Raw genomic sequence first — 20,103 nt, forward strand, 5'->3', positions numbered from 1 at the left:
GCCAGCATCCCTTCCTTCCCTCTGGATTGCCTATGAAGCTGGTCTCTGCCTGGCTGCGGATTCCATTCTGGCAGCGCGTGGTCGGTGGCTTCGTGCTCGGCGCGCTGGCCGGCTGGGCGCTCGGCCCGGCCGCGGAAACGTGGTTCGGCCCGCTTGGCGAGCTGTACGTCACCCTGATCAAGATGATCGCCGTGCCGCTGGTGTTCTTCGCGGTCATCAATGCGATCTCCTCGCTGCACGGCCAGAAGTCGGTTGCCGCGCTCAGTGGCCGCACCTTCCTGTGGTTCGTGATCACTGCTGCGTTGGCGGTGTGCGTCGGACTGGGCGTGGGCACCGTGCTGCAGCCCGGCGCCGGTGGCCTGCAGCTGACGATGGCCAGCAATTACGTGCCGCGCGAAGTGCCCAGCGTGGTGCAGGTGCTGCTGGACGTGGTACCGGCCAATGTCTTCTATGCGCTGTCTGGTATCGGCACCAAGGTCAACGCGGCCGGCGAAACCGTGCTGGCCGCCGGCCGTGGCTCGATCCTGCCGGTCATCTTCTTCGCTGGCCTGGTCGGCTTCGCCATCGTCAAGCTCGGCGAGAAGGTGACCGAGGCGCGCAAGCTGGTCGGCCAGATGAGCGACATCATGATCCAGGTGACCCGCTTCGTGCTGGAAGTCACCCCGATCGGCACCTTTGGCCTGATCGCCGGTCTGGTCGGCAGCTACGGGTTCGAGAAGCTGCTGCCGCTGGGGCATTTCGTGCTGGCCCTGTACGTGGCCTGCGCCCTGCACATCGTGGTGGTCTACAGCGCACTGCTGTTGGCGCACGGACTGAACCCGCTGAAGTTCTTCCGTGGTGCGGCGCCGGGCATGCAGGTTGCGTTCGTCAGCTCTTCCAGCTTCGCGGCGATGCCGGTGGCACTGCGTTCGATCACCCACAACCTGGGCGTGAACAAGGACTACGGTTCGTTTGCGGTGCCGCTGGGCGCCAGCATCAAGATGGACGGCTGCGGTGCCATCTACCCGGCGCTGTGCGCGGTGTTCATCGCGCAGTACAGCGGTGTGCCGCTGACCCCTGAACAGTACGTGGTGGTGCTGATTGCCTCGGTGCTGGGCAGCTTCGGTACGGCCGGTGTTCCGGGTACCGCGGTGATCATGGCTACGGTGGTGCTGAGCGCGGCCAACCTGCCGTTGGAGACGATCGGCTACCTGTATGCCATCGACCGCATCCTCGACATGATGCGCACGATGACGAACGTGACCGGCCAGATGCTGGTGCCGGTGATCGTGGCCAAGGAAACCGGGCTGCTCGACCAGGCGGTGTATGACAATCCGTCCAGCAATGTGGGTGTGGACGACCCCGATCCGACGCCGCCACGCGGCTGAGGGTGTGTGGAGACGAAAGGCCCGCCCTGAACGGCGGGCTTTTTGTTTGGGAGCTGGCTGGGGCGGTGGCGGTCATGCCGGGTCTGGTAGAACCACGCCATGCGTGGATGGAGGCGGTGCCCACCAACGGTCGGCACCCACCAAAGGTCAGTACCCACCAAAGGTCAGTACCCACCAGAGGTCGGTAGATCCACGCCATGCGTGGATGAAGGCGGTGCCGACCAAGATCGGCAGCTACCCACCATTGCGCGGGCCTAACAAAAAAGCCGCTGCAGGGCAGCGGCTTTCTCGTGTCAGGCGGCGTGGTGTCAGATCAGAGATCGACCCGGCGGGCCTGCATGAACTTGTTGCCCCAGTAGCCGCTGAGCAGGGTGTCCACGCGCACGTCCTTGCCCGAGCTCGGTGCGTGCAGGAAGCGGCCATCACCCACATAGATGCCGACGTGATCGACGCGGCCCTTGCGGCCGAAGAACACCAGGTCACCGGCGGCCAGCGCGGTGCGGTCGTTGATCAGTTCGGCGTTGTCGTCGTGTGCCATTTCGCGCGAGACGCGCGGCAGCTCAATGCCCAGGGCCGAGCGGAACACGTAGCCGACCAGACCACTGCAGTCGAAGCCGCTGTCCGGGTTGCTGCCGCCCCAACGGTATGGGGTGCCCAGCAGGGTCATCGCGCGACGCAGCAGCGACTGCACCTTGCCATTGTCGGCCGCGGTGCCGACAACGCTGCCATTGGCAGCGCTGCTGGTGTCGTAGTTGGCGAGGAGGCGGCTGAGGTCACCGGCCACCACGGCCGAGCGGTCCATCAGCGGAATGGTGTCGTTGGCGGCCAGGTGAGGCAGCAGGGCGGCCAGGGTAGCGCTGGCGGCGGCGTCGACGCGGCTGCGTTGCGGAGCGGCAGCCTCGGCCTTGGCGGCCGGTCGGGCGGTGCTCTCGGCCACCGGGGCCGGGCTCACATCGGAACGGTTCGGAGCAGTCTGCGACCAGGCCGGAAGGCTGGTCAGACACAGTGCCAGGCCAAGCAACAGCGGGCGGGCACTACGTGAAGATACGGAAGTCTGGCCTTCGCTTTTCAGGTCGTCAGTCGTCACGCGTCGGTCACAGGAAAAAAACGATGGGGCATCATGCCCTGTAAAAGCGCGGATAAGTTAAAAATTCCGTTAGTAATTCGTTAGTTGCATGGTGATGTTCGTCACAGTTTTGAACATATCGCCTGTTCATTTTAGCGAAGGACGCGTTTCGCCCCTGTGTAGTGGTCCTTCCAGTAGGGACCGCTGATCGAGTCGAGGCGCACGGTGCCGCCGGTGCTCGGCGCATGCACGAAACGCCCTTCACCGACATAGATACCGACATGGGTGACGCTGCCGCGGCTGCCGAAGAACACCAGGTCGCCGGTGGCCAGGCGCTGCGGATCGATCTTCGGACCCTGTACCGCCGCCAGGTCGCGCGAGGTGCGCGGCAGTTTCAGGTCCAGCATCTCGCGATAGACATAGGCCACCAGGCCGCTGCAGTCGAAGCCGGAATCCGGGGTGTTGCCGCCATAGCGGTAGGGGGTGCCGACCAGGCTGATGGCACGCATCAGCACCGAGTTGGCCGCCTCGGGGTTGTCCGGCACGGTCTTCGGCCAGTTCGCGGTCGGCGGGGGCGGAGCGGGGCGGGTGGCCTTGCCGCCGCCGCAGGCGGTCATCAGCACGGGCAGGGCCAGCAGCAGGGCCGGGGCGAGGAGCCGGCGCAGGCCGGACGAAACTGGCGTGATGTGCATGTTCTCCGGATAATGCGCCACCTTGGGATTGGCCGTCATGATGGCGGCGTCCCCGCCGGGCGACAACCCGCCCCAACCCGCCTGCCTCCGGCAGATCCAGACAGAGTTGCGCATGAAGATCGAAAAAGACCGCGTTGTCCGCTTCCACTACACCGTTTCCGAAGTCGGCCAGGAGCCGATCGAATCGTCCAAGGACCGCGGCGAGCCGCTGGCGATCCTGATCGGCCACGGCAACATCATCCCGGGCCTGGAAAACGCCATGATGGACAAGGAAGCCGGCGCGACCTTCAGCGTTGACGTCAACGCAGCCGATGCCTACGGCGAGCGCCGCGAGGGCCTGTCCCAGCGCGTGCCGAAGAAGCATTTCGGCAACACCAAGCTGGCTCCGGGCCAGCAGGTCGTGCTGCAGACCAACTTCGGCCCGCGTGCGGTGACCGTGCAGAAGGTCGGCATGAGCGTCGTCGACGTCGACCTGAACCATCCGATGGCTGGCAAGGACCTGCACTTCGACGTGGAAATCGTCGATGTGCGCGAAGCCGGCAAGGAAGAGATCGACCACGGCCACGTCCACGGCGACGGCGGTCACCACCACTGATCGCAGCGCGATCATGATGGCAGCAACGGCCCGCTTCGGCGGGCCATTGCGTTTCTGGAACACGGCGCGGCCATCCATGGCACGCGGGCCGGCGGCATAATGGCGGACCTGCCCGACGGACGCCCCGTGAACGCCGCTTCTCCTTCCCTGCAGCCGGTGGCTTCCGGCGAACGCATCGCCGTGCTGGACGTGCTGCGCGGTGCTGCGCTGCTGGGCATCCTGCTGATGAACATCGAGGCCTTCAGCGGACCGCTGGACCTGGCCTTCACCGGCATCGACGTGCATTGGCAGGGTATCGACTACTGGGCCGATGCCTTTGTCTACGTATTCGTGCAGGGGAAGTTCTTCACCCTGTTCTCGTTGCTCTTCGGCGCCGGCTTCGCGGTGATGGCGCAGCGCGCCGAGGCGGCCGGGCGTGACTTCACCCCGTTCTACCTGCGCCGCAGCGCTGGCCTGCTGCTGATCGGCCTGTGCCACGCGCTGCTGGTCTGGTCCGGCGACATCCTGGTGATGTACGCGTTGGTCTCGTTGCCGTTGCTGGCCTGCCGCGAGGCGCCGCGCAGCTGGCTGCCGTGGATGGGTGTAACGGTCTATCTCGGCGGTGTGGCGATGATGCTGCTGGTCGGCGCGATGGTGTCGATGGCTTCGGCGGAGGACGTGCGGAAGATGCTCACCGACGCGCAGCAGAGCATCGATCTGCAGCGCCTGGTGTACGGGCAGGGCAGCTGGATGCAGGCCAATGCGCAGCGGCTGAGCGAGTTCGGCACGTCGATGGGGGCGATGCTGATCACCGGCCCGGAAGTGCTGGGCATGTTCCTGATCGGCAGCTGGTTTGCCGGCAGCGGCGCGCTGGCCACGCCGGATCGCTTCCCGCGGCTGTATGCGGTGTTGCGTTGGGGGGCGCTGCCCTTCGGCCTGCTGGTCACGCTGCTGGGTGTTGCCTGGAAGCCGTATCTGGCGCCGGGCGCTTACGATCTGCCGGTTACGGCGGCGATGGCGTTGGTGACGATCGGCGGCCTGCCGATGTGCCTGGGTTACCTGGCCTGGATCGTACACTGCCGCGCGCGGCTGGGCTGGCTGGCGCCGGTCGGGCGCATGGCGTTGACCCATTACCTCGGCCAGTCGCTGCTGTGCACCTGGCTGTTCTACCACTACGGCCTGGGCGCGTTCGAAACGATGCCACGCAGCGTGCAGTTGATGTTCGCGCTGCTGCTGTTCACCGTGCAGGTGGGCATCTCGCACGTATGGCTGCGCCGCTTCCGCTTTGGGCCGATGGAATGGCTGTGGCGCGCGATGACCTATCGGCAGTGGCCGCCGATGCGGCGCGAGGCCGGCCAGGGCTGATCGATGCAGGGCGCGCGCGAGGATGTGATCGTGGTCGGCGCCGGTGCCATTGGACTGGCTGCCGCACTCGCGCTGCGTGCACAGGGCCGGCAGGTACGCGTGATCGACCGTGGGCGTGTCGGCGGCGCGACTTCGCATGGCAACTGCGGCACCATCACCCCCAGCCACGCGCCACCGCTGGCAGCGCCCGGCGTGCCGTTGCGCGCGCTGCGCTGGATGCTCGATCCGCGTGCGCCGCTGTACGTGCGTACACGCCTGGACCCAGCATTGTGGCGCTGGCTGCTGCAGTTCGGGGCGCGCTGCAACGCACGCGACTGGCTGCACGCCACGCGGGCACGCGGCGCATTGTTGAATGATTCACGGCTGCGCCTGGCGCAGTGGGTGCAGACGCATGCGCTGGACTGCGAGTTCGAGGCGCGCGGTCTGGACTATGTGTTCGGTGACGCCCGCAATTTCGATCACCACGCTGCCGAGTGTGAGGCGCTGAACGCACAGGGCATTGCCTCGGCGCGCATCGATGGCACCGACTACGCGCGCGACAATCCGGCGTTCCATGATCGCCTTGCCGGTGCGATCCACTTCCCCGGCGATGCCCAGCTGCGTCCGGACCGCTACACCGCCGAACTGGCGCGCGTGCTGCGCGCACAGGGCGTGGTGATCGAAGAACAGTCGGACGTGGAGGTTTTCAGCGCCGACGCGCAGGGTGTGCGCGTGCGTGCCGGTGAACGCATGCTGCAGGCGCGCGAGCTGGTGCTGGCGACCGGGCCGTGGTCACCGCGCTGGGCGCGGCAACTGGATCTGCGCGTGCCGATCCAACCCGGCAAGGGCTACTCGCTGACCTGGTCACGACCGGCGCAGGTGCCGCAGCGTCCAGTCGTGCTGAAGGACCATTCCGTGTTCGTGATCGCCTGGCGCGAAGCGCTGCGGCTGGGCGGCACCATGGAATTCGCCGGTGCCGATCCGCAGCTGCGCACGACCCGCCTGCAGGCCTTGCAGCAGGCCGCCGACCACTACCTGCGCGCGCCACGTGGTGCGCGGCTGCAGGAGCAGTGGTGCGGGTGGCGCCCCATGAGCGTGGACGACGTGCCGTTGATCGGCCGCGCGCCCGCGCATCCTCACGTCTGGCTTGCAGCGGGGCATGGCATGCTCGGCATCAGCATGAGCGCCGGCACCGGCCAGCTGATCGCCGATCTCGTCTGCGGCCGCACGCCGGCGATCGATCCTGCCCCTTACCGACCCGAGCGATTCCGATGAGCACTGCACCCTATGATTACGACCTGATCGTCCTTGGCGGTGGTTCCGCCGGCCTGGCTGGCGCGATCCGCGCCGCGCAGCACGGCAAGCGCGTGGCGCTGCTGGAGCCTGGTGAACTGGGCGGGACCTGCGTCAACGTCGGCTGCGTGCCGAAGAAGGCCATGTGGCTGGCGGCCGACCTGCACGAGCGCATCGGCCTGGCCAGTGCGATGGGTTTCGATGTCAAGGCACGCCCGGCATTGTCGTGGAAGGAGCTGGTGATCCATCGCCAGGCCTACATCAGCAACATCCACACCAGCTACCACAAGCGCCTGGACGAAACCGGCGTGGTGCGCATTCCGGCGCGCGGTCATCTGCTCGATGCGCATACCGTGGCCTGCAGCGATGGCGTGCGTTACAGCGCTGAACACATCCTGATCGCCACCGGCGCGCACCCGCTGCGGCCTGACATCCCCGGTGCCGAACTGGGCCTGGTCTCCGATGATTTCTTCGATCTGCGCGCGGCACCGGCCGAGGTGGCGATCATCGGTGGCGGTTACATCGCGGTGGAGCTGGCCGGCCTGCTGCAGGCACTGGGCAGCAAGGTGAGCCTGCTGGTGCGTGGCCAGCGGCTGCTGGATCGCTTCGATTACGAGCTGACCGATCAGCTGGCCGAGAACCTGAAGCAGCAGGGCGTGCGCATCCATTTCGGCTATCGCCTGCGCGAACTGCAGCGCGATGGCGAACGCGTACGTGCATTCGGCCATGATGGCCCGCTCGACAGCGTGTTCGACGCGGTGTTCTTTGCCACCGGCCGCCGTGGCAACAGCCGCGATCTGGGCCTGGAAGCGCTCGGCATCGGTATCGGCGAACACCAGCAGGTGCAGGTGGACGAATGGCAGACCACGTGTGTGCCGAGCGTGCACGCGGTGGGCGACATCGCTGGCAAGGTCGGCCTGACCCCGGTGGCGGTGGCCGCTTCGCGGCGGCTGATGGACCGCCTGTTCGGTGGCCGCCCGCAGTCGAAGATGGATTACGAGAACGTGGCCAGCGTGGTGTTCTCGCATCCACCGCTGGGCGCGGTGGGCATGAGCGAAGAAGAGGCGCGCGCACGGTTCGATCAGGTGAGCGTCTACCACAGCCGTTTCCGTCCGATGCTGCAGGGGCTGGCCAATGGCACCCAGCGCAGCCTGTTCAAGATGGTCTGTGCTGGTCCGGAAGAACGGGTGGTGGGCATCCACCTGCTGGGCGAAGCGGCCGACGAGATCCTGCAGGGGTTTGCGGTGGCGGTGAAGATGGGCGCGACCAAGGCCCAGTTCGACGACACCGTGGCGATCCACCCGACCTCGGCCGAGGAAGTCGTGCTGATGCGCTGAGCTGGACGGTTTTAGAGCCGAGCGCAGGCTCGGCTCTCCAGGTCACCAGGCGCACCCATGCGACAATGGACGCCCTTACGCCTTCCCTGGCCGCCCCGTGCGGCCCGCCGTCGTCCTGATGTCCAGCCCCGCTTCCCGTATCGCCACCGCTTCCCCACGCATCGCGCTGGGAGGCATCGGCCTGGCCGCCATCGGCGCCATCGCCGCCTCCGGCAAGGCCATCATCGTCAAGCTCGGACTGCGTCACGGCGTGGATGCCACCACGCTGCTCGCCCTGCGCATGCTGATGGCGCTACCGCTGTTCGTGCTGATGGCACTGTGGGCCGCGCGCCGGGCCGAGCCGCTGACCTGGGCCGACCGTGCCCGCGTTTTGTGGCTGGGCTTCACCGGCTACTACCTGTCCAGTCTGCTCGACTTCCAGGGCCTGCAGTACATCAGCGTGACCCTTGAGCGCCTGATTCTTTACTTGAACCCGACCCTGGTGCTGCTGATCAACGTGCTGCTGACGCGCCAGCGGCCGGGTCGGTGGCAGATCGGCGCGCTGGTGCTGAGTTACCTCGGCGTGCTGCTCGCCTTCGGCCACGATCTGCAGCGCGAGGGCGGGCAGATCATCGTCGGCAGCCTGCTGGTACTGGGCAGTGCGCTCAGCTACGCGCTGTACCTGTTCGGCAGTGGGCAGGTGGTCGCACGCATCGGCGCGGTGCGGTTGACCGCCTATGCCAGCTGCGTGGCCAGCGTGCTGGTGCTGCTGCATTTCGCGGTGACCCATCCGCTGCCGTTGCTGTGGCAGGCACCGGCGCCAGTGCAATGGCTGTCGCTGGTCAATGCCACCGTGTGCACGGTGCTGCCGGTGCTGGCGATCATGCTGGCGGTGCAGCGCGTGGGTTCGTCGCTGGCCGCGCAGGTCGGTATGCTGGGCCCTGTTTCCACCATCGTGATGAGCCTATGGCTGCTCGACGAACCGATGGGGCCGGCGCAGATCGCCGGCACCGTGCTGGTGCTGATCGGCGTTCTGCTGGTGACCCGCCTGCGGCGCTGACGCCGGAGCAGGCGCGTGCGCGCATCCTGGCGGTGATCCGCGCGATCCCCGTGGGGCAGGTGATGGGCTACGGCCAGGTGGCGATGCGCGCGGGCCTGCCCGGGCGTGCACGCCTGACCGCGCGCATCCTGGGCCAGAACGACGACCCGGACCTGCCCTGGCACCGCGTGCTGCGCTCGGATGGGCGCATCGCCATGGAAGAAGGGTCGGCCGGATGGCGCGAGCAGTCACAGCGGTTGCGCGCGGAGGGCGTGGTGGTGGAGAACGGCCGGGTGCGGATGCCGGCGGCTGATCCGGCAGCGGCACTGGATGCCGCTGTGTGGGGCCCGGGCTGAGCACCGCTGGCGACTGAACAGGCCGGACCTGAGGGCCGCCAACAAGACACGGTGCTGCGGCTATGATGGAGGCCGTTCCATGCCGGTACTCCCATGTTCCCGCGACTGCCAACCGTCACCAAGGCCCTGCTGATCGCCAATGCGATCCTGTTCCTGCTGCAGCAGCCGTTCCTGCTCGGCATGCAGACCTTCGAGCCGTTCATGCTGCAACCGCTGCAGCAGGGCTTCGATGCGTTCTCGCCGGGCGGCAACTTCCAGCCGTGGCAGCTGCTGACCTATGGCTTCCTGCATGGCAGCTTCGGCCACCTGTTCTTCAACATGCTGGCGGTCTTCATGTTCGGCGCGCCGCTGGAGCAGACCTGGGGCGAGAAGCGCTTCCTGCTGTATTACCTGGTGTGCGTGGCTGGTGCAGGCGTCTGCCAGCTGCTGGTGGGCACGCTGCTGGAAAACCCGGCGACGGTGCTGGGCGCCTCCGGTGGCGTGTTTGGCCTGCTGCTGGCCTACGGCATGCTGTTTCCCAACCAGCGGGTGATGCTGCTGTTCCCGCCGATCCCGATGAAGGCGCGGACCTTCGTGATCCTGTTCGGCGTGGGCGAACTGGTGCTGGGCATGACCGGCTGGCAGCCGGGCGTGGCCCATTTCGCGCACCTGGGCGGCATGCTGTTCGGCTGGTTGCTGATCCGTTACTGGCGCGGGCAGCCGCCGTTCAACAAGCGCCGCCCGCCCGGCCCACCGAAGCGCCCGAACCATCTGCGCAGCGTCAAATGATCCGAAGGATCATTTGACGCCGTAGGTGCCGACCGTTGGTCGGCACACCTTTTCCCACGCGGGTAGGTGCCAACCTTGGTTGGCACGCTTTGAATGGGATCACTTGACGCCCAGGTGCCGACCGTTGGTCGGCACACCGCTACAGGTCCCGCAGCACCACCTGCGCCGCATTGTGCCCCGGTGCACCGGTAACACCACCGCCGGGATGGGTACCCGACCCACACAGATACAGGCCGGGAAGGGCGCCGCGATAGCCGGCCTGGCCGACCATCGGCCGCGCCGAGAACAACTGGTTGGCGCTCAGTGCGCCGTGGAAGATGTCGCCGCCGACCAGGCCGAAGGTGCGTTCCAGATCGAGCGGGGACAGCACCTGACGACCGAGCACGCTGTCAGCGAAGCCGGGCGCATAGCGTTCAACGGTAGCGATCATCAGGTCGGCTACCGTCTCGCGGTGGTCATCCCAGTGACGCCCATCAGGAAGTACCGGCGCCACATGCTGGCAGAACAGGCTGGCCACATGCTGCCCGGGCGGTGCCAGTGAATCGTCCAGCGTACTGGGTATCAGCATTTCCACGATCGGTTCGCGCGACCAACCGTCGCGGCGCGCATCCAGCCAGGCGCGATCCATGTAGTCCAGGCTGGGTGCCATGATGATGCCGGCGCTGAGGTGATCGCCCGGACCGGGCAGGGCGCGGAACTCCGGCAGCCGCGACAGCGCCACGTTCATCCGGAAGGTGCCGGAACCGCAGCGCCAGTTCGTCATGCGTTCGCGTGTGGCAGCCGGTACCTGCGCCGGCTCCAGCAGCTGTTCGTACAGCAGCTTCGGATTGACGTTGGCGACCACCGCGCGTGCACGCAGGGTTTCGCCGTTGGCCAGTTCCACCCCCACGGTGCGGCCCTGTTCGGTCAGTATCCGTCGCACGCCGGCATCCACGCGCAGTTCGGCCCCGGCCTCGCGCGCGGCGCTGGCGATGGCCTGGCTGATCGCGCCCATGCCACCCATCGCATGGCCCCATGCACCCTTCACGCCATTGCACTGGCCGAACACGTGATGCAGCAACACGTAGGCGCTGCCCGGTGTGTATGGACTGGCATAGTTGCCGACGATGCCATCGAAGCCGAACAGCGCCTTGATCGGCTCGCTCTCGAACCAGCGGTCCAGGTATTCCGCCGCCGACAGAGTGAACAGGTCCAGCAGCTCCTGCCGCAGCGGTGCATCCAGCGCCGCCAGTTCGCGGCCGAGCTTCCCCATCTGCCAAAGTGCGGGCAGGCCGCGCCAGCCGCCGGCGACGCCGATGTCCGGTGGCGCGCGGAGAGCCCACGCGCGCAGTACATCGGCGAAGATCTCCAGGCGTGCTTCGTACGCTGGCAGGCGCTGTGCATCCCGAGCGGAGAATCCAGCGACTTCGGCCTGGGTGCGGCCAGGTGCCGACAACAGGTAGCGGTCGTCGGGCAATGGCAGGAAGTTGTTGGCCGGGCGCGTGACAATGCGCAGCCCATGCGCATGCAGTTGCAGGTCTTCGATCACCTTCGGTTGCAACAGCGACACCGTGTACGACGCCACCGAGTTGCGGAAGCCGGGATGGAACTCCTCGGTGACCGCCGCTCCGCCGAGCACGCCGCGCCGTTCAAGGACCAGCACGTTCTTGCCGGCCTTCGCCAGATAGGCCGCACAGACCAGACCGTTGTGGCCACCCCCGATGATGATTGCATCCCAGGACATCAGCACCTCTGAAAAAAGGGACGGAGGGGATTAAGTCGCAATTGGCACGGGACCAGCGGCGATGGGAAGAAACGACTTAATCCCCTCCGTCGCCTTTTTGGATTGCGGCCTGGATGGTGGCGATGTCGATCTTCTTCATCGGCATCATCGCGTTGAAGGCGCGCTTGGCCAGTGCCTTGTCCTTGCTGGTCACTGCTTCGATCAACATGCGCGGGCTGATCTGCCAGGAGATGCCCCAGCGATCCTTGCACCAGCCGCATTGGCTCTCCTGGCCACCGTTGCCGACGATCGCATTCCACAGACGGTCGGTCTCGGCCTGGTCCTCGGTCTGGATCTGGAAGGAGAACGCTTCGCTGTGCTTGAACGCGCTGCCGCCGTTGAGGCCGACGCAGGGAACGCCGCAGACGGTGAATTCGACGGTCAGCACGTTGCCTTCCTTGCCATCCGGGTAGTCGCCCGGCGCGTGATGCACGGCGGTGACCGCGCTGTCGGGCAGGAGGCTGGCATAGAAGGTGGCGGCCTCGAGCGCGCCGTTGTCGTACCAGACACAGATGGTGTTCTTGTGTGCCATGTCGGGGCTCCGCGATGGACGAGGCCGCAGCGATAGCACGCCGGGTGTTAAGCCGGGATGGGTATCACGGTGACCGGAGACTGGGGGCGGAAACGGGAGGAGCGGGCTGCAAGCGGCTGATTAATAAACAAAACTTGAACAAAGTTCATGTTTGTATCAAAACTTTTCCTTCAATTTCAATTGGTTATTTTTGTTCAGCTGCCATTGCAAATTAAGAATTGATGAAATTAATATTTGGTTCAGCTACATGGAGCTGTCGCTTCCGTGCAGCAATTCTGCAACTGCAGCCTGATCTTCACCGAATCAAGGAAACTCCATGACCAGCAGCAAGCACGTCGCAAGGTTGAAGCGTACCGCCTTGGCGGTCGTCCTGACTTCTTTCATCGGCGCCGCAGCCGCGCAGAGCACGACCGGTTCGTTGTACGGCAGTGCGCCTGCCGGCACGACCATCGTCGTGCAGAGCGATACGGGCCTGAAACGCTCGGCGACCGTCGACAGCAATGGCCGCTACAACCTCGGCTCGTTGCCGGTGGGCAAGTACACCATCATCCAGCAGCGTGACGGCCAGACCGTCGATCAGCGCGAGAATGTTCTGCTGAAGGTCGGCGTTGGCACCGAGGTGTCGTTTGCCGGTGGCAGCAGTGCCGCCACCACGCTGGAGGCCGTGAACGTCGTCGCGGCGAATGTGCCGAAGATCGATGTCACCAATACGGTGTCCAAGTCGGTCATTACGTCCGAGCAACTGGATGTGTTGCCACTGGGGCGTAGCGCCGAAGCCATCGCATTGCTCGCGCCAGGTGTTGTCGCAGGCAGTGGCGCGTTCAGCAACGGCTCGCGTTCGGTGCTGTCTTTCGGTGGTTCCAGTGTTACTGAGAATGCCTACTATCTGAATGGCTTCCTGGCCAACAATCCGCTCAGCAACCTGGGTGGTATCAGCCTGCCCTATGGGTCGATCGACCAGCAGGAAACGTTCATGGGCGGCTACGGAGCGGGATACGGTCGCTCCACCGGTGGTGTGATCAACCAGCTCGGCAAGCGCGGCACCAATGAATGGCATTTCGGCGTGCAGGCCACCTGGGCCCCGGACTCGCTGTCGGCTTCTGCGGCCACTGTCATCTATCCCAATCGCCAGCTGCCAGATGGATACAGCTACACCGATGACTCGTTGCCTGGTTCGCTCTATCGCTACCGCAAGGACGATGTCGCCACGCGTACCACCTACAGTGGCTATGCCAGTGGCCCGCTGATCGAGGATCGTCTGTTCATTCACTTGGCTGCGGAAAAGGACCGCACCGAAGGTGTGTCCACGAACAGCTCTGCAGCAACGCAGCAGGTGCGCAACCACTACACCATTGATGCGCCGAAGTTCTATGGAAAGATCGACTGGAACATCAACGATAGCAATACGCTGGAATACACCCGCGTGCAGAACACCGATCGCAACGGTGGCTACTACCGATCGTTCGACTACGAGGACCTGGCCGAAGGTGATCGCACCGGCACGTTCCCGAACACCACGAAGCTCAAGGACGACTTTGACATCTTCAAGTACACCGGCTACCTGAACGATGACCTGACCCTGAGTGCGGTATGGGGTCGCAGCAAGGAGAGCAATCTGGAGTCGAATCCGCTGGATACGGCCAACCCCTATCTCAGCAGCCCGGGCAATCAGGATCCGTCCATTACCGGTGGCCGCCCCATCCGCAACGACCAGTCGGCGCTCTATACCAAGTCGTCAGATGCGGGCAGCAAGACCCGAGGCCTGCGTGTAGACCTGCAGTACCGCATCGGCAACCACGAGCTGACCGGTGGTATCGATAACATGTACTTCCAGGGGCATAACGAAGGTCAGGCGATGACCGGGCCGGGGTATGCCTGGATCTATGGTCGTGTTGATCCGGCCTCGTCGCCGAATCCGGGCTTTGATATCACCCCGCCGGGCGGCAATGGCTACTTCGTGCAGAAGTACATCTTCTCCACGACCACCAGCATGTCGGTCAAGCAGAAGGCCTACTATCTGGAGGACCGCTGGCAGGTCACGCCGAACTGGTTGGTGACCCTCGGCATCCGCAATGACAAGTTCACCAACTACAACAGTGCGGCCAAGCCTTACGTCGACAGCGGTGACCAGTGGGCGCCGCGTCTGGGCGCGAGCTGGGATGTGTTTGGCGATTCGTCGCTGAAGGTGTTCGCCAACCTGGGCCGCTACTACCTGGCGTTGCCCAACAGCGTTGCTATTCGTGGTGCTTCCGCCTCGACGTTCACCCGCGAGTACTTCACCTATAGCGGAATTGATGCCAACGGCAACCCGACCGGGTTGACCGCTCTGGGCCCGGGCCCGGTGTCAGCCAACAATGAATATGGCCAGACCCCTGATCCGTTGTCGATTGCGCCGACCGACCTGAAGTCGCAGTACCAGGACGAGCTGATCCTTGGCTTCGAGAAGACGCTGGGCGAGCGCTGGAGCTCCGGTGCCAAGTTCACCTATCGTCGCCTGCAGACGGCCATCGACGATACCTGTGACTCCGATCGCATCCACGACAAGCTTGCCGCGATGGGCGTCGACGACAGCAATCTCGATGTCCCGGGCTGTGTGATCTTCAATCCGGGCAAGACCAACACCTTCATGATCCGACACGCGGATGGCTCGGGTTACACGCCGGTGCAGATGAGCTCCGCCGACTGGGGTTACGGCAACAAGAAGGCCAAGCGTGACTACATCGCCGTCGATCTGTTCATCGAGCACCCGCTGAGCGACAAGTGGTACGGACGTCTGGATTACACCTGGTCGCGCAGCTTCGGCAATACCGAAGGCCAGGTGAAGTCGGATATCGGCCAGGATGACGTCTCCAAGACCCAGGACTGGGATGCCGCGGCACTGATGGAATACGCCGGTGGCTATCTGGCGAACGACCGCCGTCACCAGCTGAAGGGCTATGGCGCCTATATGTTCAACGACGAGTGGTCGGCGTCGGCCACCCTGCGGATCATGTCGGGGGCGCCGAAGAGCTGCCTGGGCTACTACGGCACCGATGAGAGTGATCCGCTGGGCTACGACGCGGCCTATCACTATTGCGGTGGCAAGCCGTCGCGTCCGGGTGACGCCGGCCGGCAGCCCTGGACGACCCGCCTGGATCTGGGCGTGATGTATCGCCCTTCGTTTGCCGATCACAAGCTGGCTTTCAGCCTGGATGTTTTCAATGTGCTGAACCAGCGTCGCGCGGTGCAGTCTGACGCGGTCTATGAAGATGGCCCCTACACGGTGTCCAACACCTACGGCATGGGTACCTACTTCAGCGCGCCTCGTTCGGTTCGTGTCAGTGCGTCCTACGACTTCTGATCGCAGCACCTGATCGATCTCTCCAGAAAACGACCTGGACCCCGGCCATGCCGGGGTCCCTTTTTTGGGTCGCCAAGCGAAAAAAGGGCGCCCGAAGGCGCCCTCTGCATTACCAGTTGCAGCAGTTGGCTCAGCGCCAGACCTTGATCTGCTCGGCTTCGCTGCGCTGCATCGGCTGGCCGGCCTTGCAGCTGAAGGTGGCACCGAACGCCGGCAGGTTGGCCAGCGTGCCGTTGCTGCGCCACAGGCCCGGTGCACGGATGTCGGCGGTCAGGCGACGCACGGCCTCGTTCGGCGACAGCTGCTGCGCCCACAACGCCGACCACGCGCGGAAGAAGCTCTGTTGCTGTGCCGGCTTGGCCTTCGGCTCCTGCGCGGTGTACGCGGCCCACGCCAGTTCCAGACCGGCGATGTCGGCCAGGTTCTCTTCCTGGGTGAGCGTGCCGTTGACCTTGGCACCCTTCACGCCCGGGAAGTCGTACGCGCTGTACTGCGCGGCCACGCGATTGCCGAGCAGGGTCCAGGCGGTCTTGTCGGCCGGCGTCCACCAGCTGCGCAGTTCGCCCTTGGCATCGACCAGTGCGCCCTTGGCATCGATCGCACGGGTCAGCTCGTGGCCGACCAGGCCACCGAAGCTGCCGAACTTGTCGGCAGCGTCGGCCTTGGCGTTGAACACCGGCCCCTGCAGGATCGCAGCGGTGACGATCAGGCGGTTCTGCGCCAGGTCATAGGCCAGCGACGGCTGCTGCGGCAGCACGTCCCAGCGGCGGTCGGCGTTGCCCTTGCCGATGCGCTTCATTTCCTCGCGATGGCGCCAGGTCGACGCGATCAGCATGTTGCCGCCGAACGAGCCGCGGCCCATCGGCTGCACGCTGTAGTCGAGGTCGCGCAACGGGGTGCCGATCTCGATCTTCAGCGCGGCCAGCTTGGCCTGCGCTTCGGTCTTGGCTTCGGCACTCATCCAGCTGCTGTTCTTGACCGCTTCGATCTGCACTTCGCGCACCTTGTCGACGATCCATGCGGCCTGGCGACGGTCTTCGGCCGACAGGTAACGGGCGGCGTATTCGCGACCGAGCATCGGGCCGGCGGCCACGTTGATCGCCTCCAGCACGTCTTCCCAGCGCTGCGGCGGCAGGGTTTCGCCACGCAGCACGCGGCCGCGGAATTCGAATTCGGCGTCGCGGTAGGCCTTGGACAGGTACGGCGCCATCGAGTCGCCCACGCGCCAGCGCAGGTAGGCCTTCCACTGGTCCGGCTTGAGCTTGGTGACCATGCCGTCGAGCTGCTTGAACAGGCCCGGGTCGGCCAGCGAGACCAGATCGTCATCCACGCCCTGGGCCTTCAGGAAGGCATCCAGCTGCAGGTTGCGGTAGCGGCTGTTGAGCTCCTTGGTGGAGATCGGCGCGTAGTTGTTGAACGGGTTGTTGATGCCGGCCAGCGACTGCGCGTTGCGCGCCAGTTCGGTTTCCAGTGCGATCACCGATTGCGACTCGGCATCCAGCTTGGCGGCCGGAGTGCCGGTCAGTGCCAGGATCTGCTTGACGTAATTGCGGTAGCGGCCCATCAGCGCAACGGTGTCGGCGTCGGTGCGGGTATAGAACGCCGGGTCCGGCAGGCCCATGCCGCCCTGCATGAAGTAACCGATGTGGCGGTCCAGCGCCTTCAGGTCCACGTCCGGGCCGAAGTTGAAGGCCACCGGGATGCCGACCTGGTGCAGCGCGGCGATCGAGGCCGGCACATCCTTGGCCTTCTTGATCGCGTTGATGCGGGTCAGCAGCGGGGCGATCGGATTGGATCCGTCGGCTTCCACGGCGGCTTCGTCCAGGCCGCTGGCCCAGAAGTCGCCCAGCAGTTTCTGCACGTTGCCCTGCGGCGCCTTCATCGCTGCGTCGAGCAGTTCACGCTGCTGCTGACGGCTGCGGTCGACCAGCTGGCCCAGCGCGGTGGTGGCACCGGTCTGTGGCACCGGGTTGGCCTTCAGCCAGCCTGCGTTGGTGGCGTCATAGAAGTCGCTGCACTGGGCGCTGACGGCCGGGGCGCGCGCGGCCTTCTTCTTGGCGGCGGCGAACGCATCATGGGTCGGGACCAGGGTCGCCAGGCTGATGCCCAGGGCGATGGCAAGCGGACGGAAATTGGGCATGTGGAACGAATCCGTGATGGATTGAGGGCGCGCGCACTATAGCAAGCCGCGCATCGACGCGGCATGCACGCATCACGCTGCTTTCGCCGACCAGGGTCGGCCGCTAGCGGGGAGCGCCGAGATCATTGGATCCACACCATGCGTGGATGAAAAACACCCCGGAAAAACAAAGGCCCGGGAATTCCCGGGCCTCTGCAGGTCTGCCGCGGCGTCAGCCGTGGCTTACCAGATCACCACCTGCTGGTCGCCGCTGCGGGCCATCGGCGAACCGGCCTTGCACTGGAACGCGGCCGCGAAGGTCGGCAGGTTCGACGGCGCACCCATGGCGCGGAACTGCGCCGGGGCGTGCGGGTCGGTCGCCAGGCGGACCTTGGCGTTCTCCGGGGTGTACTTGGTGCGCCACACGGTGGCCCAGTTGAAGAAGAAGCGCTGGTCGCGGGTGAAGCCGTCCACCTTCGGGTCTTCCTTGCCGGCGCTGGCCTTCTGCAGGGCATCGTAGGCGGTAGCCAGGCCGCCCAGGTCGGCGATGTTCTCACCCAGGGTCAGGTGGCCGTTCACCGCCTGGCCGTCGACCTTGTACTGGTCGAACTGCTTGACCAGCTTGCCGGTCAGGCCTTCGAAGTTCTTCTTGTCAGCGGCGGTCCACCAGTCTTCCATGTTGCCGGTCGGCCCGAAACGTGCGCCCTGGTCGTCGTAACCGTGGGTCATTTCGTGGCCGATCACCGCGCCGATGCCGCCGTAGTTCAGTGCGTCGTCGGCCTTCGGATCGAAGAACGGCGGCTGCAGGATGGCGGCCGGGAACACGATCTCGTTCTGCAGCGGGTTGTAGTAGGCGTTGACCGTCTGCGGGGTCATGCCCCACTCGGTCTTGTCCACCGGCTTGCCGATCTTGGACAGGTTGAACTTGTAGTTGAATTCGTTGGCCGCGCGCACGTTGCCCAGGAAGCTGTCGCGCTGGGTCTGCAGGCCCGACCAGTCACGCCACTTGTCCGGGTAGCCGATCTTCGGGGTGAAGGTTTCCCACTTGGCGATGGCCTTGGCCTTGGTTTCATCGCTCATCCAGCTCAGGCCCTGGATGCGGTCCTTCAGCGAGGCGGCCAGGTTCTTCACCAGTTCTTCCATCTTCGCCTTGGCTTCCGGCGAGAAGGCCACCTTCACGTACAGCTGGCCGAAGGCTTCACCGGCGTCATTCTCGATGGTGCCCAGCACACGCTTCCAGCGCGGCTTCTGCTCCTTCTGGCCGTTGAGGGTCTTGCCGTAGAACTCGTAGTTCTCCTGCACGAAGGCATCGGCCAGGTACGGCGAGGCGCTGTCCACGGTGTGGAAGCGCAGGTAGGCACGCCACACCGACGGATCGGTGTCGCCCAGCGCCTTGCTCACTTCCTCATGGAAGGCCGGCATGGCCAGCGAGAACTTCTCCGGTGCGGCCACGCCCTGCGACTTGAAGAACTCGGTCCAGCTGAAGTTCGGGGTCAGCTTGTCCGCGTCGGCCACGGCGACCGGGTTGTAGTACAGCTCGACGTTGCGCGACAGTTCGACGCGCGACTTGGACGCCTTGGCCAGGCGGGTCTCGAACTTGACCACGTCCTCGGCCTGCTTGGCAGCGTCGGCAGCAGCGACGCCGGACAGCTCCAGCACCTTGGCGACGTGCGCCTGATAGGCCTTCAGCTTGTCGGCGTTCTTGGCGTCGGTGTAATAGGTGCTGTCCGGCAGGCCCAGGCCGCCCTGGCTGGCGTAGGCCATGTTCACGGCCGAATTCTTGAAGTCGGCTTCGGCGCCGAAGCCGAACAGGATGTTGTCGCCCTTGGCGGCGCTGCTGCGCAGGTAGTTGGCGATGGCTGCCTTGTCCTGCAGGCCGTCGATCGCGGTCAGGTCGGCCTTCAGCGGCTCGATGCCCTGGGCATTGATCTTGGCTTCGTCCATGCCGGTGGCCCACAGGTCGCCGACGATCTTCTCGATGTGGTTCGGGTTCTTGACCTGCGCCACCTGTTCGGCCAGCTGGTGCTGCACGGCCACCGAGCGCTCGTCGAGGATGGTGAAGGCGCCCCAGCTGGTGCGGTCGCCCGGAATTTCATTAGCGGCCAGCCACTTGCTGTTGACGTAGTCGCCGAAGGCGCCGCAGGCGTCCTTGCTGGTGTCCAGGTCGCTCGGCTGGAAGGCGTTGTAGGCCGGCAGCTTGCTCTCGTCCAGGGTGTACTGGGTGGCTTCGGTGGCAGCCGGCGTGGAGGCGGTGGCGTCCTTGGCCGGGGTTTCGTTCTTGCCGCAGCCGACCAGCGCGGCCGAAACGGCCAGGGTCAGCAGCACGATCTTGGGAGTACGGGTCACTTTGATGGCCTCCAGGCCGAGTGAGTCAGGGAAGGGCCGCGGGGACGGCCGTGGGCCGAACGATACGCCGCCGGCCTGCCCTGCAAGGGTGTCGAAGGTCATGGGCGGGCGCAAGGGGGCGACGGCGACGCGCCACGAAAGGAAAAAAGAAGGGCCCGTGCGGATCGCACGGGCCCTCGGGGTCAACGA

15 protein-coding genes are annotated in these 20,103 nt (G+C 65.4%); 9 read left to right on the top strand and 6 right to left on the bottom strand.

Going from position 1 to position 20,103, the window contains the following annotated elements; all coding sequences use genetic code 11:
• Window positions 1–32 precede the first annotated feature (32 nt).
• The gene (locus AC5P5X_RS02325) at window positions 33–1,367 is read left to right on the top strand and encodes a dicarboxylate/amino acid:cation symporter (RefSeq protein WP_005410518.1); all 1,335 of its coding nucleotides are present in this window, start codon (window positions 33–35) and stop codon (window positions 1,365–1,367) included.
• A 313-nt stretch (window positions 1,368–1,680) separates the two neighbouring features.
• Here AC5P5X_RS02325 and AC5P5X_RS02330 read toward each other — a convergent pair whose 3' ends face one another.
• Window positions 1,681–2,454 carry a C40 family peptidase gene (locus tag AC5P5X_RS02330; RefSeq protein ID WP_005410517.1) on the bottom strand — a complete coding sequence of 258 codons (774 nt, stop codon included), beginning with the start codon at window positions 2,452–2,454 and terminating at the stop codon, window positions 1,681–1,683.
• Window positions 2,455–2,585: 131 nt separating this feature from the next.
• The gene (locus AC5P5X_RS02335) at window positions 2,586–3,164 is read right to left on the bottom strand and encodes a C40 family peptidase (RefSeq protein ID WP_012480916.1); all 579 of its coding nucleotides are present in this window, start codon (window positions 3,162–3,164) and stop codon (window positions 2,586–2,588) included.
• Window positions 3,165–3,237: 73 nt separating this feature from the next.
• On the opposite strand from AC5P5X_RS02335, the gene AC5P5X_RS02340 reads away from it, so the two are divergent.
• The 7 genes from AC5P5X_RS02340 (at window position 3,238) to AC5P5X_RS02370 (ending at window position 9,815) form a co-directional block, all read left to right on the top strand.
• The gene (locus tag AC5P5X_RS02340; protein WP_012480915.1) at window positions 3,238–3,720 is read left to right on the top strand and encodes an FKBP-type peptidyl-prolyl cis-trans isomerase; all 483 of its coding nucleotides are present in this window, start codon (window positions 3,238–3,240) and stop codon (window positions 3,718–3,720) included.
• A 99-nt stretch (window positions 3,721–3,819) separates the two neighbouring features.
• Window positions 3,820–5,064, top strand: a complete 1,245-nt coding sequence (locus AC5P5X_RS02345; RefSeq protein WP_024956344.1) for a DUF418 domain-containing protein — start codon at window positions 3,820–3,822, stop codon at window positions 5,062–5,064.
• Window positions 5,065–5,067: 3 nt separating this feature from the next.
• Window positions 5,068–6,318: an NAD(P)/FAD-dependent oxidoreductase gene (locus AC5P5X_RS02350; RefSeq protein WP_012480913.1), complete on the top strand. Its 1,251-nt coding sequence runs from the start codon at window positions 5,068–5,070 to the stop codon at window positions 6,316–6,318.
• On the top strand, window positions 6,315–7,673 hold the full coding sequence (gorA, locus tag AC5P5X_RS02355) for a glutathione-disulfide reductase (RefSeq protein WP_005410512.1): 1,359 nt from the start codon (window positions 6,315–6,317) through the stop codon (window positions 7,671–7,673). The genes AC5P5X_RS02350 and gorA overlap by 4 nt, the downstream gene beginning before the upstream one ends.
• A gap of 118 nt (window positions 7,674–7,791) precedes the next feature.
• A complete protein-coding gene (locus AC5P5X_RS02360; protein WP_012480911.1) occupies window positions 7,792–8,712 on the top strand; it encodes a DMT family transporter in 921 nt (306 codons plus the stop codon).
• The gene (locus tag AC5P5X_RS02365; protein ID WP_371105605.1) at window positions 8,619–9,047 is read left to right on the top strand and encodes an MGMT family protein; all 429 of its coding nucleotides are present in this window, start codon (window positions 8,619–8,621) and stop codon (window positions 9,045–9,047) included. The genes AC5P5X_RS02360 and AC5P5X_RS02365 overlap by 94 nt, the downstream gene beginning before the upstream one ends.
• A gap of 93 nt (window positions 9,048–9,140) precedes the next feature.
• Window positions 9,141–9,815 carry a rhomboid family intramembrane serine protease gene (locus AC5P5X_RS02370; RefSeq protein WP_005410509.1) on the top strand — a complete coding sequence of 225 codons (675 nt, stop codon included), beginning with the start codon at window positions 9,141–9,143 and terminating at the stop codon, window positions 9,813–9,815.
• Between the two features lie 139 nt (window positions 9,816–9,954).
• On the opposite strand, the gene AC5P5X_RS02375 is transcribed toward AC5P5X_RS02370, so the two are convergent.
• Together AC5P5X_RS02375 and AC5P5X_RS02380 are read right to left on the bottom strand one after the other, a co-directional pair.
• A complete protein-coding gene (locus AC5P5X_RS02375; RefSeq protein ID WP_062606189.1) occupies window positions 9,955–11,538 on the bottom strand; it encodes a phytoene desaturase family protein in 1,584 nt (527 codons plus the stop codon).
• A gap of 76 nt (window positions 11,539–11,614) precedes the next feature.
• Entirely contained in the window at window positions 11,615–12,109 is a 495-nt protein-coding gene (locus AC5P5X_RS02380) for a VOC family protein (RefSeq protein ID WP_005414106.1), read from the bottom strand.
• A 316-nt stretch (window positions 12,110–12,425) separates the two neighbouring features.
• Between AC5P5X_RS02380 and AC5P5X_RS02385 the strand changes: the two genes are divergently transcribed.
• Complete coding sequence (locus tag AC5P5X_RS02385; RefSeq protein ID WP_005410506.1) at window positions 12,426–15,449, top strand: TonB-dependent receptor; 3,024 nt, start codon at window positions 12,426–12,428, stop codon at window positions 15,447–15,449.
• Between the two features lie 130 nt (window positions 15,450–15,579).
• Here the strand turns inward: AC5P5X_RS02385 and AC5P5X_RS02390 are convergent, their stop codons facing one another.
• Together AC5P5X_RS02390 and AC5P5X_RS02395 are read right to left on the bottom strand one after the other, a co-directional pair.
• Complete coding sequence (locus tag AC5P5X_RS02390; protein ID WP_111189602.1) at window positions 15,580–17,589, bottom strand: M13 family metallopeptidase; 2,010 nt, start codon at window positions 17,587–17,589, stop codon at window positions 15,580–15,582.
• A gap of 222 nt (window positions 17,590–17,811) precedes the next feature.
• Window positions 17,812–19,914, bottom strand: coding sequence for a M13 family metallopeptidase (locus tag AC5P5X_RS02395; protein WP_111189608.1), 2,103 nt, complete (start codon window positions 19,912–19,914; stop codon window positions 17,812–17,814).
• Between the last annotated feature and the right edge of the window lie 189 nt (window positions 19,915–20,103).

This window comes from Stenotrophomonas sp. YJH_SMC_91 (genome assembly GCF_059368495.1).

Excerpts from the sequence above, each read along its gene's own strand:
- AC5P5X_RS02340 (WP_012480915.1), top strand. The coding sequence starts at position 3,238 with ATGAAGATCGAAAAAGACCGCGTTGTCCGCTTCCACTACACCGTTTCC.
- AC5P5X_RS02385 (WP_005410506.1), top strand. The coding sequence starts at position 12,426 with ATGACCAGCAGCAAGCACGTCGCAAGGTTGAAGCGTACCGCCTTGGCG.
- gorA (WP_005410512.1), top strand. The coding sequence starts at position 6,315 with ATGAGCACTGCACCCTATGATTACGACCTGATCGTCCTTGGCGGTGGT.
- AC5P5X_RS02325 (WP_005410518.1), top strand. The coding sequence starts at position 33 with ATGAAGCTGGTCTCTGCCTGGCTGCGGATTCCATTCTGGCAGCGCGTG.
- AC5P5X_RS02360 (WP_012480911.1), top strand. The coding sequence starts at position 7,792 with ATGTCCAGCCCCGCTTCCCGTATCGCCACCGCTTCCCCACGCATCGCG.
- AC5P5X_RS02365 (WP_371105605.1), top strand. The coding sequence starts at position 8,619 with ATGGCTGCTCGACGAACCGATGGGGCCGGCGCAGATCGCCGGCACCGT.
- AC5P5X_RS02350 (WP_012480913.1), top strand. The coding sequence starts at position 5,068 with ATGCAGGGCGCGCGCGAGGATGTGATCGTGGTCGGCGCCGGTGCCATT.
- AC5P5X_RS02380 (WP_005414106.1), bottom strand. The coding sequence starts at position 12,109 with ATGGCACACAAGAACACCATCTGTGTCTGGTACGACAACGGCGCGCTC.
- AC5P5X_RS02370 (WP_005410509.1), top strand. The coding sequence starts at position 9,141 with ATGTTCCCGCGACTGCCAACCGTCACCAAGGCCCTGCTGATCGCCAAT.
- AC5P5X_RS02345 (WP_024956344.1), top strand. The coding sequence starts at position 3,820 with ATGGCGGACCTGCCCGACGGACGCCCCGTGAACGCCGCTTCTCCTTCC.
- AC5P5X_RS02390 (WP_111189602.1), bottom strand. The coding sequence starts at position 17,589 with ATGCCCAATTTCCGTCCGCTTGCCATCGCCCTGGGCATCAGCCTGGCG.
- AC5P5X_RS02375 (WP_062606189.1), bottom strand. The coding sequence starts at position 11,538 with ATGTCCTGGGATGCAATCATCATCGGGGGTGGCCACAACGGTCTGGTC.
- AC5P5X_RS02335 (WP_012480916.1), bottom strand. The coding sequence starts at position 3,164 with ATGACGGCCAATCCCAAGGTGGCGCATTATCCGGAGAACATGCACATC.